The sequence below is a fragment of the Anaerotardibacter muris genome (assembly GCF_943192915.1).
In the GTDB taxonomy this organism is placed as follows: Bacteria; Actinomycetota; Coriobacteriia; order Coriobacteriales; family Eggerthellaceae; genus Anaerotardibacter; species Anaerotardibacter muris.
Genome location: NZ_CALPCD010000003.1, coordinates 180931 through 196613 on the forward strand (window position 1 = coordinate 180931; position 15683 = coordinate 196613).

Sequence of the window (15683 nt, forward strand, 5' to 3'; positions counted from 1 at the left end):
TAAACATTATCGAGATAAAGGGTCTTGAACTCCAAAAAAATCACCTTGATAATACTAAGAACACCGTTTTCGGACGCGTTTCGATCTTCCTGTTCATTCCCCGCTCATAGATACGAGGACCCCTTAGCACGATCGAAGACATACAGCCGCGTGAGCAAGATCCATTATGCCAAACTCGCTTTTCGTGGGTTCTTGTTGGTATGCGCGGTCGCATTGCTTATCCTTGACCCCACTTGGTTCACTGGCGATGAACTCCCCTATCATGCTATCGGGATCGGATTCACCCTCCTTGTATGGGTATCCTTCATCCCCGAGATGATCCGCCGCTTCTTCCCGAACAAAGACGAAAGCGCTGGCTGCCAGAAGCAATTCGTCCAGAACTTCAAACCCCGCCCAGCAACCACGCTCTCCCAAGAGATCGCACGTATACTTGGTCGCACCCAGGAGGAGATCAAGAAGAAGGATTTTCGTGATGTGGTGGTGATCGCGCTATTCTGGATTGCCCTCAATGCCATCATCGGCGTGCTCTATTTCACTGGTGTCCTAACCGCCGAGATGCTCATCTGCATCTCGATGTTCTATGCGGTGTCCGATATCATCTGCATCCTCTATTGGTGCCCTTTCCAAACCCTCGTGATGAAGAACACCTGCTGCGCTCAGTGCCGTATCTATAACTGGGATTACGCCATGATGTTCACGCCACTGGTCTTCATCGGGGGTTTCTGGGCCTTGTCGCTGCTCCTCTGTGGATTTGCCATCCTTTTGAAATGGGAATTCGATTATTACCGTTATCCACATCGTTTCGCTGAAGAGACCAACGAGTACCTTTCATGCGATGGTTGCGATGAACGTCTTTGTACGCACAAAGCATCAGTGAAACGTTTACTCGCAGATAAGACTCGCGCACTTGCTAAAGCGCAGGCGGAAGCACGTGCAGCACTTGCCAAGCTCACCGACTTCAACGATGACCACCACTGACCTCAAAGTACACACAAAGCTTGACGCGAGGTTTTGGTTTGTTTACTATAACCAATGCTGCTTCAAGCAATCGGGACGTGGCGCAGTTTGGTAGCGCACTTGACTGGGGGTCAAGGGGTCGCAGGTTCAAATCCTGTCGTCCCGACCAGCTAAACACAAAAAAGGTCGGAACTTTCCGACCTTTTTCATTTAATGAGCGTCTTCACTGCGCTGAGCAGTGAAATTCCTTACGAAAGCCTAGGGCACCCAGCGACCATACTCGTTGACATAGTACCGGCCGCCATCGACCCAGGAATCAACAGCCATCACACCATCAGTGCCTACCCAGTACTTGCCCGATATCCATGCCTGCTTCGCCATAGCACCCGAGCCGCGGAAGTAGTACCACTGTTCACCTACTTCTCGCCAGCCCTTCTGCATAGCGCCAGAGGCCTTCAAGAAGTACATCGTGCCGCCATCATTGAGCCAACCTGTGTGCATCGCGCCACTGCTCTCGAGGAAATACCATTTTCCGCTCGATTTCACCCAGCCTCTTTGCATAGCGCCTGAACGAGAGAAGTAGTACCATGTTCCGCCAAGATCGAGCCAGCCCTTCTGCATGGCGCCTGATGCCTTAGCGTAATAACGAACGCCACCATCGTCGATCCAGCCAGTATGCATAGCACCGTTACTGCGATCCAAGAAATACCAGGTGCCCTTCAGCTTGATCCAGCCCTTCTGCATGGCGCCAGAATTAGCATAGTGATACCACTTACCACTTTCCCAATTCCAGCCCTTCTTCATAGCGCCAGAGCCCGTGAAGTAATACGTAGCCCCATTGATGCTATGCTTGCCCGTTTGCATGACACCTTCGGAATTGAAGTAATACCACTTACCACCAAGCTTCTGCCAGCCAGTTTGCATCTTGCCAGACGAAGCGAAGTGATACCAACGGTTATCGATCTTCTGCCAACCTGTGCGCATCCAACCATCTTCGCCCATCCAATACGTACCCGTAGAGAGAGTGAGCCAACGGATGGCATATTCACCATCGTAGTCATACCACCAGCCCTTGGAACCGTGGACCCATACCCCCTCGACTGGAACGACAGGATCAGGTTCAGAATCAGGATTACTCGGCTGAACAGGATCTGGCTGCTGTGGCTGCACCTTCTGCGGAGTTACTTGACCCGTGTGGCTCTCCGAGGCGGCCAACCAAGCTTCGAGCGAGCTGGTATTTGCGATCTTGTTGTTGAAGCACTCTAATGAAGTGAGCTGGGTATTCCTTGAAATATCGAGTGAGGTGATATCGTTATCTGAGCAGCTTAATGTCTGAAGCTTCGTAAGAGCTGTAACGTTCAATGCAGCGAGCGAATTGGTCGCGCACTCAAGGCTTGTAAGCTGGGTGCAATGAGAAACATCGAGCGAGGTGAGCTTGTTCGCAGTGCAATCCAATCGAACGAGCTTGGTACAAGCAGTGACGTTGAGCGAAGGAATCTCATTGCCGCTACATTCCAGTGTTACCAGTTGGGGGCATCCTGAAACATTGAGCGAAGCAATCTTGTTGTCAGAGCAGATCAACTCGGTAAGAGCACCGCAATGAGAGACATCCAAAGCTGTCAGGTCATTCGTAGAGCAATTGAGCGAAGCGAGCTTCGTGCAAGAAGCAAGATTCAGCGAGGTAAGCCCGCATTCCACGCAATTGAGCTGCTGAATAGAAGAGCAACCCGAAAGATTCAGGGACGGAACGGTCACATTGGTAAGGTTCAGCTGCGCAAGCTGAGAACAGCCCGAAAGATTGAGCGAAGAGAGCGTAAGGCTCTGGCAAGTGAATTCAGTAAGCGACGAGCAGCTAGAAAAATCAAGCGTAGTAATCGAGCCAAGTCCGCCACCAACTCCTGTGCCAAGCGACACACGATCAACGGGTTGTCCACCTAGAGTAGCTGGGACAACAGCCGTGGTTGCAGTGGAGCTGCTTATCCCGTAGATAACTATTCCGTTATTCTCGCCGTATGTATAGGTCACTCCGTTGTCTTCTGCATCTTCAAGTGCAAAAGCCGACTGAACTGGCACGACCAAGACCAGCGCCAAGAACAAGGCAACCGCCCCGATCGCAGCAATAAGCTTAGCAAGATACGAACTACGAAGGCACTGAACAGCCATGAGCGTCTCCTTATCCATGATGAACAGGGAGCAAAGATGCAATTCCCTATATAAGCAGTGTATCACACACCCCGCACACCCCATCACCTACAGCTCGTCAACAAAACCACATGGACTCCTGCGAAAGCAGCAAGGATATATGGGTAGGGTCGTAGATTCATTCTGAACACTTACTAAAAAAGAACTCAGCTTAGCTGGGTTCCGTAAAATGCATGAGGCAGTGCAGCGCATGAGCCCGAAGGGCGAACAGCGAAACGGATGAATCCGAGACCCTACCCATGTAGCCTTACTGCTTGCGGTATGATCTCGCAACCGCTATTACTTCTTACGATAGCGCGAAAGGAACGCCATGATCTTGTTGCTGAAGATCAGCGCAAGAACAGCGAGCACGATAAGCACTGCGAAGATGATCACGCTCGTCCAGATATTACCCTCGATCAAGCCATCAGCAGCATAAGCGGAAAGGATCACACCGGGTGAACGCGCAATAGTAGTGATCAGCACAAAGGGCTTGAGCTTCATATCCGTAAGCGGAACTAGATACGTGAAGGTATCCTTGGGAAGCCCAGGAATCAGGAAGAGGATGAAAACGATTATCCCAAGTCGACCTGTCTTCTCGAAATCCTGGAATTTCTTCAAATGCTTTTCAGGCACCAGGTCCTTCACGAAAGGTGCACCTAACTTGTGCACAAGGGTGTAGACGAATGCGCTCGATATAGCACATCCGAACAAGATTATGAGAGCACCCCAAAATGGCCCATAGAGCATGCCCGCCGCCATCTGAGTGACCTCTCCAGGAATGAAGGCAACGACCACCTGAATGAATTGGAGCGCCAAAAGGATAAGAACGCCAAACGCCCCTTTGTCGCGTATGCGATCGATGACGATATCCACGCCGCCTGGTTCGAATATATCTTTGAACAGCGGATACATGAAGATGACCGCCACAACGCAGATGACGAAGAATCCGATCAGTCCCAAGAACTTGAACAGATCGGACTTCCTGACCGAACGCCCAAAGATACGGACGGAGTCATCCAGGGCTTCTTGACGCGTGCTCTCCGCGCTCTTTCGCTGTTGTGGATCGATCGCCATCGCAGGCCTAAGCTCCCATCGAAACGATCTTGTCGAGGATCATATCAGCAAGTTCGCGCTTGGAGGTAGAAGGTAGATGCTCTTCGCCCGAGGCAGTCACAAGCCAAACCTCATCGTCGTCCTTACCGAAGACCTTTTCGCTTCCCACTTCATTCGCAACGATCATGTCTGCATTCTTCTTCGTAAGCTTCTTGCGGGCATTATCGAGCACGTCATTGGTCTCGGCGGCAAAGCCGACCACCAACTGACCCTGTTTCGCATTACCGAGCGTTGCGAGCACATCTGGATTCTCGACAAGGGCGATATTCTGCAACTCTGCATCATTGATGCCCTTCTTGAGCTTCTTATCAAGCTGCTGGGCAGGACGCACATCTGCCACCGCTGCCGAGAAGATACCCACATCGCACCCTTCGAAGACAGGCTTAGCGGCTTCGAGCATCTCACGCGCCGATTCAACAGAAATGACCTCAACGCCCTGCGGAGCTGCGAGCGCTACCGGTCCCGAAACGAGCGTTACCTGCGCGCCACGACGAGCTGCTGCTTCGGCGATGGCGTAGCCGAACTTGCCCGAAGAACGATTGGTGATGTAGCGCACTGGATCGATCGCTTCGACCGTAGGACCCGCAGTGACCATGATCCGCTTTCCCGCTAGATCACGTCCAAGGCTATCACTACTGGTCTTCGCACCCTCAAGCTTTTGCAACACCGCCGCAACGATATCTTCTGGTTCAGGCAAGCGCCCTTGCCCCACTTCCCCACATGCCAAATAGCCAGCATCTGGTTCGATGAATTCAAGACCAAAGCTCTTCAAACGTGCGATATTGTCCTGAGTGATGGGGTTCTTATACATATGAACATTCATCGCTGGAGCGATCATCACTGGAGCTGTAGTAGCAAGCGCAGTAGTAGTGAGCAGGTCATCAGCGATGCCATGAGCAACCTTCGCCATGACGTTCGCTGTGCAAGGAGCGATCAGGAACAGGTCAGCCTCCTGAGCCAAAGAAATATGATGGATGGGGTCCTGCGGATCATCGAAGAGCCCCAGACCGACAGGTTCATTGGTGAGCGCGCGGAACGTGAGCGGATCGACGAAATGAGTCGCATGATCGGTCATGACAACCTTCACGCGCACGCCCGCTTTCTGCAGTCCTCGAACTATCTCAGCAGCCTTGTAAGCAGCGATGCATCCGCTGATACCAACGAGGACGGTTTTCTGTTGTTCGGAAGTCATATTCTTCTCCTTGTTCCGTTGCATCTTTGTTATTGTATGACAAAGATGCACCGCGTGTGCGATCGGTCAAAACAATCCATCATCACCAGCCGTTATCGGCTTGACGAAGGGTAAAGGAGGCGACATGGAAGAGCAGCATCCCGTAAAGCAAGTAACTCATGCTGTCTCATCGATGGTGTCGCCGCGCTATCTGAATCTGACCTTCGTGAAGCTCTTCTGGATCTTCGTAGTCGGTTGCTTCTTAGGCCTGATCATCGAAGATGTATTCCATCTGATCGTCTACCATGAATGGGAAAGCCGCGCTGGCCTGGTTTGGGGCCCGTTTTCCTCCATCTATGGCGTAGGTGCGGTAGTGCTGACGCTCTTCCTGAATCGGTTCTATTACACGCACAACATCATCATCTTCCTCATAGCGATGCTGCTCGGTTCCACTATGGAATACCTCGCAAGCCTGATGATGGAGAGTTTCTTCCATGCTATCGCCTGGGATTACTCCAATACATTCGGCTCCATCGATGGACGCACCAATTTCCTGTTCGGTGTGATGTGGGGGACGCTCGGTTTGGTGTGGGTACGCATCATCATGCCGTGGATCAAGGCTATCTTCAAACGCATCAACTTCAAGAACATCATCGTTCGAATCGTATCGGCAGCAATGATCGTGTTCATGACGCTCAATATCGTGATGACCATACTAGCCCTTCATCGTGAAGGACAACGCGCGGAGAACATCCCTCCAGCGACCATCATCGACATCTATCTTGATGAATGGTTCCCCGATGAATGGATGCATGAACGCTTCCATAACATGACCGTGTCAAGCGAAGTTGGGGGCAAATCCTAAGGGCGCACTTAAACGCGCGTGAAGGTCTCGATCTCGTTGGTGATGCCGCAGTTCTCTTGGTAATCGATCAGTACTTCCCTACCGCGCTCGGTCAATCCAATGCGTCTATCATCGAGCTTGGCAAGTGCTTCGACCAGGTCGTCAGGCAGCGGTGCCATGAAGCTGAGTTCGTCATCGATGCGCGGATGCTGGAAATCGATGAAATACGAATGCAAGAATTGACGCGTGAGCCCCAAGTTATCGCTCTTACCTGGAGTTCCATAGGTTTGGTCGCCCACCACCCAGTGTTTGATATATTCCATATGAACGCGGATCTGATGGGTTCGCCCCGAATAGAGCTTGCACTCGATCAGCGTAAAGCCATTGTCCTTCTGACCTGCTGAAAAGCGCTCGAGCACATTGAAAGTGGTCACAGAAGAACGCGCCTGTGGTTTGTCGGAAACCTGCATGCGCAAACGATTCTTGTCACTTCGAAAGATCGGCGCATCGATAAGCCCTGTATCGCTTGCGATATTACCATGCACCAAACACAGGTACTTACGATCCACATTGCGGCAACGGATCTCGTCCTGCAAGATGAGTCCCACTTCGTCATTCTTCGCGCAGAGCATAAGTCCGCTAGTATCACCATCCAGACGATGCACGATACCTGGACGATCGTCACCTTGGATATGAGCTAGATTCTCACGGCCATAATGGTGCACGAGCGCATTGGAGAGCGTCCCTGAATCATGTCCGGGCGAAGGATGACAGATAAGGCCTGGTTGTTTGTTGATAACGAGCAGGTCATCATCTTCATAGAACACCTCGAGCGGAATGGGCTCAGGTGCTACATAGATACGATCGTCTTCGATCAGCTCTTCATAGACGATATGATCACCAGCGCTGACCAGCGACTTCTTCGTTGGCTCCTTACCATTCAGAAAGACCTTACCCGCTTCGATCTGCTTCACCGCTTTGCTACGCGTGGGGTAAAGCCCCGCCTCGAACAGGTACGAGTCCAGACGCATGCCCTCATACAGATCGCTGACCGTATTCGATAAACTCCGCGCCATGAACGCTCCTTCCCTTACGCTTCCTCGTTCGTCTTCGCTTGCTTGCTCGCTGAAAGATAGCGCCTACCAAGCGCTATGATCACGCATACGATACCGCAGGTGATCCCCGTATCTGCGATGTTGAATGTGGGGAAATCAATGAACAGCGGCGAGATGAAATCGATCACATACCCGTTCACCATGCGGTCGATCAGGTTGCCTACGCCACCCGCGAACACGAGCGCTAAACCCACCATTTCCAGCATCGAAGCCGCCTTTGACACCATAAGGGCATACGTTACGATCACGATGCACAAGATGAACGTGACTACGATGAGCCCCATGGTCATGCCCGAGAAGGAGCTCCAAGCAGCGCCGAAGTTATGCGCAAGCTTCAACTCGACGATACCGCCCACATCGATAGCAGACGCACCCGCAGGCCGTCCCTCGAACCAGATCTTCGTTACGCGATCGAAAAAGACCCACAGCACCACGATCACGCAAAATGCGATGCGATTTCGTAGTGCTCGACGGGTCTTCGGTTCGTCTTTGTCGTGTGACAACAGCCTACTCCACCGCATCGAGCGCGATGGCGCAACGCTCGCACACATCGGGATGCTTTGGATCGGTACCCAATACGCGGAAATTCCAGCAACGCGGGCACTTATCAAGATCAGAAAGGCTCACATCGATCTTCAGTTCATCACCGCGCGTCAACTTAACCCCGCTGACGATGAGCAATTCCTCGAAGAACGCTGGATCGAAATCAGTGAGCACATCATACATAGCCTGTGGGACCGTAGCAGAGATGAAGGCTTTCTGACTCTTGGTGATCTCCTTCGCTTCACGCTTTTCCTCGAGCGCTTTGGTCACCTCATCACGGAATTCGAGCACGGTCGCAAAGCGCTCAGCGATACGCTGATCCTCGCCTTCAGGAATGAGCGGCAAGAAGTCTCCACGTTCAGGCCAGCCAGCAAGTTGAACGCTGATGGGGCGCTTGTCGGTCTTCAGCCCTTCAGGATAGTCCTGCCAGACCTCTTCGGTCGTGAAGCTCATGATGGGCGTGAGCAAACGCACGAGCACCTCGAGGATGTTCGAGATGACGGTCTGCGCACTTCGGCGACTACGTGCATCGGGCGCATCAGAATAAAGACGATCCTTGAGCGCATCGAGATAGACCGCAGAAAGATCACCCACCACATAATCGTAGATAAGGCGATAGACGTGGTGGAACTTGTAGTTATCATATGCCTCGTTCACTTCTTCGAGCAAACGAGCAAGGCGCACGAGCGCCCACTGATCGAGCGGTTCGAGTTGATCCCACTCGACCACTGCGTCATCGTTGGAAAAATCATTCAGAACGCCGAGCAAGAAACGGAACGTATTGCGGAAACGACGATACGTATCAGACGTGCGCTTCAAGATCTCTTCAGAGATGCTCACATCCTGCGAATAATCCACGCTCGCGACCCACAGACGCAATACATCAGCGCCGTACTTATCCATGACCTCGGCTGGATCGATACCGTTACCGAGCGACTTGGACATCTTGTGGCCATTCTCGTCCACCGTGAAGCCGCAATGCATGACCGACTTGTACGGAGCCTTATCATAGGCACCAATGGAAGTGAGCAGCGAAGACTGGAACCAGCCTCGATGCTGGTCAGAGCCTTCCAGATACATATCAGCTGGGAAGTGCAGGCCTGGGCGCTTCTTGCATACCGAAGTATGCGACACGCCGCTTTCCCACCACACATCCAAGATGTCAGATTCAGGGATGAGCTCGGTGCAGCCACAGACTTCGCAAGCAGTGCCCGCTGGCAAGTATTCAGCCGGGCTTTCAGTGAACCACGCATCAGAACCCTTCTCTTCGAAGAGCTTGATGACCGCATCGAATGTCTCTGCCGTTGCTACCGTGTTTCCGCACTTCGCACACTTGAACACCGGGATCGGCACACCCCAAGAACGCTGACGCGAGATGCACCAGTCGGGGCGATCAGCCACCATCGAACCGATGCGATTCTTCGCCCATTCAGGCACCCACTGAACGTCTTCATCAATGGCCTTCAAGGCGTCTTTGCGCAGGTCGTTCTTATCCATCGACACGAACCATTGATCGGTGGCGCGGAAGATGACCGGCTGATGACAACGCCAGCAATGAGGATAACTATGCGTGATGTCGACATGCGCGACGAGCACGCCCTGTTCTTTGAGCCACTCGATGATCTTCGGATTCGCTTCATCGACATCGAGACCTGCAAAAGGACCAGCTTCATCGGTGAGCACGCCGTTGTCGTCCACCGGCATGAGGATGGGGATACCGAACTCAAGACCCACCAAGTAGTCTTCCTGGCCATGTCCAGGAGCAGTATGGACCGCGCCCGTACCAGAATCGAGCGTGACATGATCGCCGTAGATGATCATGCCCTTGAGGTCCTGACGGATCGGACAGGTATAGGTGATACCGCAAAGATCCTTGCCCTTTACGGTAACAACTTCACCGCTCGCATCGCGCACGAGCTCGTAGCTTTCCCAGCCAGCAGTCTGGGCAACGTCTTCAAGCAGGTCATAAGCCAAGATGGTGGTGAATTCAGGAGTGCGCACCATCACATAGTCAGCTTCGGGAGCCAAACATACTGCAGCATTAGCTGGCAGTGTCCAAGGTGTGGTGGTCCAAATAAGCACATAAGCCGGATCGCTCACCCCTGCCGCTTCGAAAGCGGGAGGTACGGTATCGAGCTTGAAGTTCACGAAGATCGAAGGTGAGACCTCATCGCTATATTCGATCTCTGCTTCAGCGAGCGCCGTGTGGCAATGCTTGCACCAGTGGATGGGCTTGCGGCCGCGATAGACCGAACCATTCAGATACATATCCTTGAAGATCTCGACATTGCCCGCTTCGTAATCGTGAGTGAAAGTGAGATACGGATGATCCCAGTCAGCGTTCACGCCTAAGCGCTTGAAGCCTTCGCGCTGGATGTTCACGTACTTCTCGGCCCATTCACGGCACAAGCGACGCAACGTAGGCTGGTCGATCTTTGCCATCTTCTCGGGTCCGAGCGTTACCTCGACCATATGCTCGATCGGCTGACCATGGCAGTCCCAACCAGGAACATACGGCGTGAAATAGCCACGCTGAGCATGAGATTTCACCACGAAATCCTTCAAGATCTTATTGAAGGCATGACCAAGATGGATAGGACCATTGGCATAAGGGGGGCCATCGTGCAGGACGAACGGACGCCCATCCTTGTTCTTTTCGAGCACCTTATGGTAAATGTCAATGTCGTTCCAAAACTCAAGACGCTTCGGCTCATTCTTAGGAAGATTGCCGCGCATCGGAAAGTCGGTTTCGGGCAGATTCATGGTGTCTTTGTAACTGTTTGTCACGACATGACCTTTCTACAATTTTTCGTACATGATTCTTCGTGAGATAAACCATCTGATTATAACGCGTATCCCTGCACAAAACTACTATAATGGTTCATGTATTAGGCGAGATAACATGGCGAAACGAAGGGTATTGCCACACGGTGGTCTTGCTGCGCATCGTTTTGCGGAACAGAAGGGGTTTCCTATGGCTTTCAAGGTTGTCACCGATTCATGCTGCAATCTTCCCGAAGTTATCATCAATGAACTGGATCTTACGGTCTTCCCGCTCATCTTCATGGTCGATGACCAACAACACCAAAGCTATTTGAAGGGCCAGGTCACCGACCTGCAGCAGTTTTACACGCAGATGCGTGATGGGAAGGTCTTCACTACTTCACTGCCAAATCTCGATGATGCGAAGAAGGAGCTCGAAGCTATTTTCGCTGCAGGAGAAGACGTGCTCTACCTAGGATTCTCGAGCGCGCTTTCAGGTACGTTCCAAGCCATCGAATTGATGGGCAATGAGCTGGTCAAGGAATATCCAGGACGCAACTTCGTCGCTATCGACACCTTAGCCGCATCGCTCGGTGAAGGCTTACTCGTCTACTACGCTGCCAAGATGCAGCAAGATGGCAAGAGCCTTGACCAGACCGCTCAATGGGTGCGCGACAATCTGCTGCACATGTGCCATTGGTTCACGGTGGACGATCTTATGTTCCTCTATCGCGGTGGCCGCGTCTCGCGCACTGCTGCTTTCGCAGGCAGTCTTCTGAACATCAAACCCGTCTTGCATGTGGACGATGAAGGTCGCTTGATCCCGGTCGAGAAGACCCGTGGACGCAAGAAGAGCATCCAGCACCTCTTCGACCATTTGAAGGAGACACATCTCTCTCCCCTCTCTGACCAGGTGCTCGCTATTTCGCATGGCGATTGCTTCGATGACGCGCTTACGCTCAAAGAGATGATCGAAAAAGAATATGGACCGCAAGAGTTCATCATCAATTACGTTGACCCAGTGATCGGCGCCCATTCAGGCCCTGGTACGCTCGCTCTCTTCTTCCTGGGTTCGCATCGATGACCGGTCGCGGGTGCATCCCGCAACTTGCAACGATAACGCAGGCGAGGTTTCGGACTTGCCCATTTCGCTGCTCGCCTTTCGAGCTCACAAGCTGCACAGCCTCATGCATCCATACACGAAAGGGCTCTCGTGGGGTTTCTTTTGTCTTTTAGTTGGTACTCGGAGTAGCTCTACGACTCCGCCCCTAGATCCCTGCTGCTTGCGCAGAAGTTGTTAATAGGGACGCTCGACGATGATGTTACGCAACGTAGAGATGAGCTTTTCGTTCTCTTCATGAGAGCGGATGCACACGAGGAAATAACGATTCGCCTCGATTCCTGGGATGCCTGTAAGGTCACGCAGGGCAAAACCAGCAGTCTGAAGACGAACGACCAGATCAGACGCATCAGTGATGCCAAAATCGCGCGCTGAACGCTCTTCAAGAGCACACATGACGAAATTCGCCTCAGAGGGAAATACGCGAATTCCCGGGATAAGACTGAGCATGCACTGGACCCAAGGGATCTCTTTGTCGATCAATTCGTTGGTACGGTCCTGATAATCGGAAAGATTCGGAAGCTCGCGCGCTACGATCTCATGGAACATGCCGATAGAGGTTCCGTCACAGAATTGGCGAATGAGCTTGATGGTCTCTGGATGACCGATGGCATAGCTCACTGGAATACCAGGCATACCGAGCTCTTCGGAAAGATTGCGGATCACCAGCACATTCTCATGCTTGTAAGCGAATGACGTGTAAGAGTCTCCACCCATGGTGAGCGTGATGCTGCTCTCGTCGATGATCACCCAATTGCAGTGTTCGACGTAACGCTCGAGCGTACGTTCAGTGAGCAGGCGCGCGCAAGGAAAGCTTGGATTGCCGAGCACAGCAGCTTCGAAGCGCACACCGTTCTGAATCGCAACTTGCGGTTCAACAGCAGAGAGCGAATACGAATTCAGCAGCTTCACGGGATTGTGCCCCACGTTAGCCACTGCCAAATAATATTCGGTCGGCGCAGGAGTTGGGATACCAACGTTACAAGGACGATAGGCTTGCGCGATATCAGCGATGAGCGCCGATGGGCTCGTACCTACCAAAAAGCACTCAGGAGAGATCTCGTAATAGCGTGCGAGGTTATTGCTCAGGTGGACCCCAGCTTGATCGGGAGTGAAGGTCATAGCGCCTTCAGCGATGGCATTCGCGATAGCGTTCTTGATGCGCTCAGGCGTACCGAGAGGATTTGCTGTGCATGAGAAATCGAGCCAGTCGATCTCGGCACGAATGTCATAAGGAAGCGTCGCGTCTTCGTTCGAAGCGCGATCATTGCCCCTTAGAGCATCTGTCAAAACGTTAAAACTTGGCATGCACCAAACTCTCTTATCTTGAATGCGGGACATATACCCTAACACAAATCCTGAATCTTTCGAGCATGCTAGACTGACTTTATGGGAAATTTTTCGTCGACAGATCAAGAAGCATTGCCCGAGTGGAACGGGCCTGCGATCCTGCTCGTTGACCTTGATGCGTTCTTCGCATCGGTCGAGCAGCTCGATCATCCCGACTGGCGAGGCAAGCCTGTTATCGTAGGTGGAGACCCAACCAAACGAGGCGTGGTTTCCACGGCATCATACGAAGCGCGCAAGTTCGGCGTGCATTCAGCCATGCCCTCGAGCACGGCAGCCCGCCTATGCCCCGATGCCATCTGGACGCACGGCCGACATGACCGCTATAAGGAGATGTCGCAGAAGGTCATGGAGATCCTCCTTGGATATTCGCCTCATCTTATACAAGTGAGCATCGATGAAGCATTCCTTGACGTCAGCCCTACACGCGTGAACCGCACGCATCCCGTGATCGTTGCTCAGCAAATACAGTGCGACATCGATGCTCTTGGAGTGACCTGCTCCATCGGGCTTGGGACTTCAAAGCCCGTGAGCAAGATAGCTTCAGATCAAGACAAGCCTCATGGACTTACTGTTGTATACCCTGGTCATGAGCGCGAATTTCTCTTCCCGCTGCCTACCAAGGTAATGAGCGGCATCGGCCCTGTAGCGCAAAAGCAGCTGAAAGAATACGGCATTCGCACCTTGCAAGAGGTCGCCGAAGCAGACCAGGCTGTCCTGAAGAAGGTCTTCGGCAAGAACGCCACCATGATGCGCAATCGAGCGCTCGGCATCGACAGCGCATTGCGCGATGAGCCCGAGCCCGTGAAGTCGGTATCCAACGAGATCAGCGTGGCTGAAAGTGTTGATACGCGTCACGATATCGAAGCCCTTATCGCAACTATGGCTCACAAGGTCGGTCGCCGTCTCCGCAAGAAAGGGCTTGAAGGAACAACGCTCCATCTGAAGATCCGCTACGAGAATCTGAAGATCCGTACCTGCCAGCGCAAGATCGCCAACCTAGGCACCAATGAGCTGGTCTGGCTTCCGCAGCTCTACGACATGCTCGACGAGATCTGGAGCCCAGGCGTGTTAGTGCGTCTTGTGGGTGTGGGTGTGAGCGGATTCGATCCAGAGGCGGTCCAAGAACAGCTCTTCGGTCTGGTCGATGAGCAACAGCCTACCTCTCCCCTTCTCACAGAACCCGAGAAGAAAGCAGCACTGCTCGATGCGCGCGATCTGATCGCAGACAAGTTCGGAGAAAGATCCCTCCAATTCGGCCACGAATTCACCTCGCTCAAGCAAACTACCAATAGTTCATCCAAGAATCCTGGCGACTATCTGGATCGATAAAATTGAACCTGTCCCCATTTTGTCCCGGACAAAATTGAACCCGTCCCCAAGCCTTTTGCTTGCGGAACAACCCCTTAGTTGAACTTGAAGATACGCTGCGCAACGCGATAACCACGTAGTGCAACATGACGGCCGAGCGCAGTAGGCAGATTCGTGGTCATGTTCAAGAAGGTCTTGCGCAGCTGCTTGTAAGAATGAGGATTGGCTTCACGCAGATATTCCCAGATCTCTCTACGCTTACGTTCGTTTTCTGGCGTGTCTTCCATACGCAAGAACACCGTACAGATGCACATCATCATCGAAAGATAGTTGTAGAGATAATGCTGCAGCTTCTTGTTCTCGATCGTATCAAGATCGACCGCATCGATCATCACCTTCGTGATGCGTAACTGCTGATCGATGCGCGACAACATGACCTTTTCATTGACCGACTGGTCTTCACGCCCGATGAAGTAGCGGTATGCATCAACATCGAAATACACCATGCTCTTGACTTGAGCGAGCGGTACATAGACGAAGATATTGTCAACATAGAAGCAGTGATGAGGCAACTTGAGCCCGATATTGCGCAGGAGCTCAGTACGGTAGATGACCGAATGCATGAGCAGATACTGCGACAGGTGGAAGTGGCCGATGTCGTCCCATGTGAACACCTCATTTTCAGGGAACACATTGCGATACCCCATCGAAATGCTCTTGCCTTCGTACACCTTTTCATACACGTAATTCGAGATGACCAGATCGACCGGCTCAGCGACCGATCGTTGCGAACAAATGAATGCCATGATAGTGGCCATGGCTTCGTCATCGAGCCAATCGTCAGAATCGACCACTTTGAAATACAGACCTTCAGCGGCTTCAAGGCCGGCATTCACCGCGCCGCCATGACCTGCATTCTCCTGATGGATCGCGCGAATGACCCCCGGATGCTCAGCGACCAAGCGGTCGCAGATCTCGGCCGTATCATCTTTCGTGGACCCATCATCCACCAGCACGATCTCGATATCGTCACCGAGCGGCAACAGAGAATACACGCACTTTTCCATATAGTCTGCCGAGTTGAAACACGGAACAGCAAAGGTGATTATCTTCATCTAAGAACTTTCTCAGTTCGTCCTTACGGAATCCTACTTTGATACGGTTAATTCTACCGAGTGTCCATTATTATCTCAAATCGCATGGTATCGGTTGCTA

General features: G+C 52.3%; 12 protein-coding genes and 1 tRNA gene. 5 read left to right on the forward strand and 8 right to left on the reverse strand.

What is annotated here, in order from left to right:
* The first annotated feature begins 150 nt into the window (after positions 1-150).
* Both NFR25_RS03985 and NFR25_RS03990 read left to right on the forward strand, forming a co-directional pair.
* Positions 151-978: a hypothetical protein gene (locus NFR25_RS03985; RefSeq protein ID WP_251197955.1), complete on the forward strand. Its 828-nt coding sequence runs from the start codon at positions 151-153 to the stop codon at positions 976-978.
* Between the two features lie 71 nt (positions 979-1049).
* Positions 1050-1126: transfer RNA gene (locus NFR25_RS03990), tRNA-Pro, on the forward strand.
* Positions 1127-1215: 89 nt separating this feature from the next.
* On the opposite strand, the gene NFR25_RS03995 is transcribed toward NFR25_RS03990, so the two are convergent.
* The 3 genes from NFR25_RS03995 to coaBC all read right to left on the reverse strand — a co-directional run bounded on the left by NFR25_RS03995 (position 1216) and on the right by coaBC (position 5446).
* Positions 1216-3120 (reverse strand): leucine-rich repeat domain-containing protein, encoded by a 1905-nt coding sequence (locus tag NFR25_RS03995; protein ID WP_251197956.1) that lies wholly within the window; start codon positions 3118-3120, stop codon positions 1216-1218.
* A 318-nt stretch (positions 3121-3438) separates the two neighbouring features.
* Positions 3439-4215, reverse strand: a complete 777-nt coding sequence (locus NFR25_RS04000; RefSeq protein WP_251197957.1) for a TVP38/TMEM64 family protein — start codon at positions 4213-4215, stop codon at positions 3439-3441.
* 7 nt (positions 4216-4222) lie between these two features.
* A complete protein-coding gene (gene coaBC, locus NFR25_RS04005; protein ID WP_251197958.1) occupies positions 4223-5446 on the reverse strand; it encodes a bifunctional phosphopantothenoylcysteine decarboxylase/phosphopantothenate--cysteine ligase CoaBC in 1224 nt (407 codons plus the stop codon).
* A 124-nt stretch (positions 5447-5570) separates the two neighbouring features.
* On the opposite strand from coaBC, the gene NFR25_RS04010 reads away from it, so the two are divergent.
* A complete protein-coding gene (locus NFR25_RS04010; protein WP_251197959.1) occupies positions 5571-6290 on the forward strand; it encodes a putative ABC transporter permease in 720 nt (239 codons plus the stop codon).
* 8 nt (positions 6291-6298) lie between these two features.
* Here NFR25_RS04010 and NFR25_RS04015 read toward each other — a convergent pair whose 3' ends face one another.
* The 3 genes from NFR25_RS04015 to ileS are packed head-to-tail and all read right to left on the reverse strand — an operon-like array spanning position 6299 to position 10714.
* A complete protein-coding gene (locus NFR25_RS04015; protein ID WP_251197960.1) occupies positions 6299-7345 on the reverse strand; it encodes an RluA family pseudouridine synthase in 1047 nt (348 codons plus the stop codon).
* Between the two features lie 14 nt (positions 7346-7359).
* Positions 7360-7887, reverse strand: coding sequence for a signal peptidase II (lspA, locus tag NFR25_RS04020; RefSeq protein WP_251197961.1), 528 nt, complete (start codon positions 7885-7887; stop codon positions 7360-7362).
* Positions 7888-7891: 4 nt separating this feature from the next.
* Positions 7892-10714: an isoleucine--tRNA ligase gene (gene ileS / locus NFR25_RS04025; protein ID WP_251197962.1), complete on the reverse strand. Its 2823-nt coding sequence runs from the start codon at positions 10712-10714 to the stop codon at positions 7892-7894.
* Between the two features lie 187 nt (positions 10715-10901).
* On the opposite strand from ileS, the gene NFR25_RS04030 reads away from it, so the two are divergent.
* Positions 10902-11774: a DegV family protein gene (locus NFR25_RS04030; RefSeq protein WP_251197963.1), complete on the forward strand. Its 873-nt coding sequence runs from the start codon at positions 10902-10904 to the stop codon at positions 11772-11774.
* 213 nt (positions 11775-11987) lie between these two features.
* Here the strand turns inward: NFR25_RS04030 and NFR25_RS04035 are convergent, their stop codons facing one another.
* Complete coding sequence (locus NFR25_RS04035) at positions 11988-13118, reverse strand: aminotransferase class I/II-fold pyridoxal phosphate-dependent enzyme (protein WP_251197964.1); 1131 nt, start codon at positions 13116-13118, stop codon at positions 11988-11990.
* Positions 13119-13232: 114 nt separating this feature from the next.
* Between NFR25_RS04035 and dinB the strand changes: the two genes are divergently transcribed.
* On the forward strand, positions 13233-14489 hold the full coding sequence (dinB, locus tag NFR25_RS04040; RefSeq protein WP_338024380.1) for a DNA polymerase IV: 1257 nt from the start codon (positions 13233-13235) through the stop codon (positions 14487-14489).
* Between the two features lie 74 nt (positions 14490-14563).
* On the opposite strand, the gene NFR25_RS04045 is transcribed toward dinB, so the two are convergent.
* The gene (locus NFR25_RS04045; RefSeq protein ID WP_251197966.1) at positions 14564-15583 is read right to left on the reverse strand and encodes a glycosyltransferase family 2 protein; all 1020 of its coding nucleotides are present in this window, start codon (positions 15581-15583) and stop codon (positions 14564-14566) included.
* Positions 15584-15683 lie beyond the last annotated feature (100 nt).

Excerpts from the sequence above, each read along its gene's own strand:
- coaBC (WP_251197958.1), bottom strand. The coding sequence starts at position 5,446 with ATGACTTCCGAACAACAGAAAACCGTCCTCGTTGGTATCAGCGGATGC.
- NFR25_RS04015 (WP_251197960.1), bottom strand. The coding sequence starts at position 7,345 with ATGGCGCGGAGTTTATCGAATACGGTCAGCGATCTGTATGAGGGCATG.
- NFR25_RS03995 (WP_251197956.1), bottom strand. The coding sequence starts at position 3,120 with ATGGCTGTTCAGTGCCTTCGTAGTTCGTATCTTGCTAAGCTTATTGCT.
- NFR25_RS04030 (WP_251197963.1), top strand. The coding sequence starts at position 10,902 with ATGGCTTTCAAGGTTGTCACCGATTCATGCTGCAATCTTCCCGAAGTT.
- NFR25_RS04000 (WP_251197957.1), bottom strand. The coding sequence starts at position 4,215 with ATGGCGATCGATCCACAACAGCGAAAGAGCGCGGAGAGCACGCGTCAA.
- NFR25_RS04035 (WP_251197964.1), bottom strand. The coding sequence starts at position 13,118 with ATGCCAAGTTTTAACGTTTTGACAGATGCTCTAAGGGGCAATGATCGC.
- NFR25_RS04010 (WP_251197959.1), top strand. The coding sequence starts at position 5,571 with ATGGAAGAGCAGCATCCCGTAAAGCAAGTAACTCATGCTGTCTCATCG.
- NFR25_RS04045 (WP_251197966.1), bottom strand. The coding sequence starts at position 15,583 with ATGAAGATAATCACCTTTGCTGTTCCGTGTTTCAACTCGGCAGACTAT.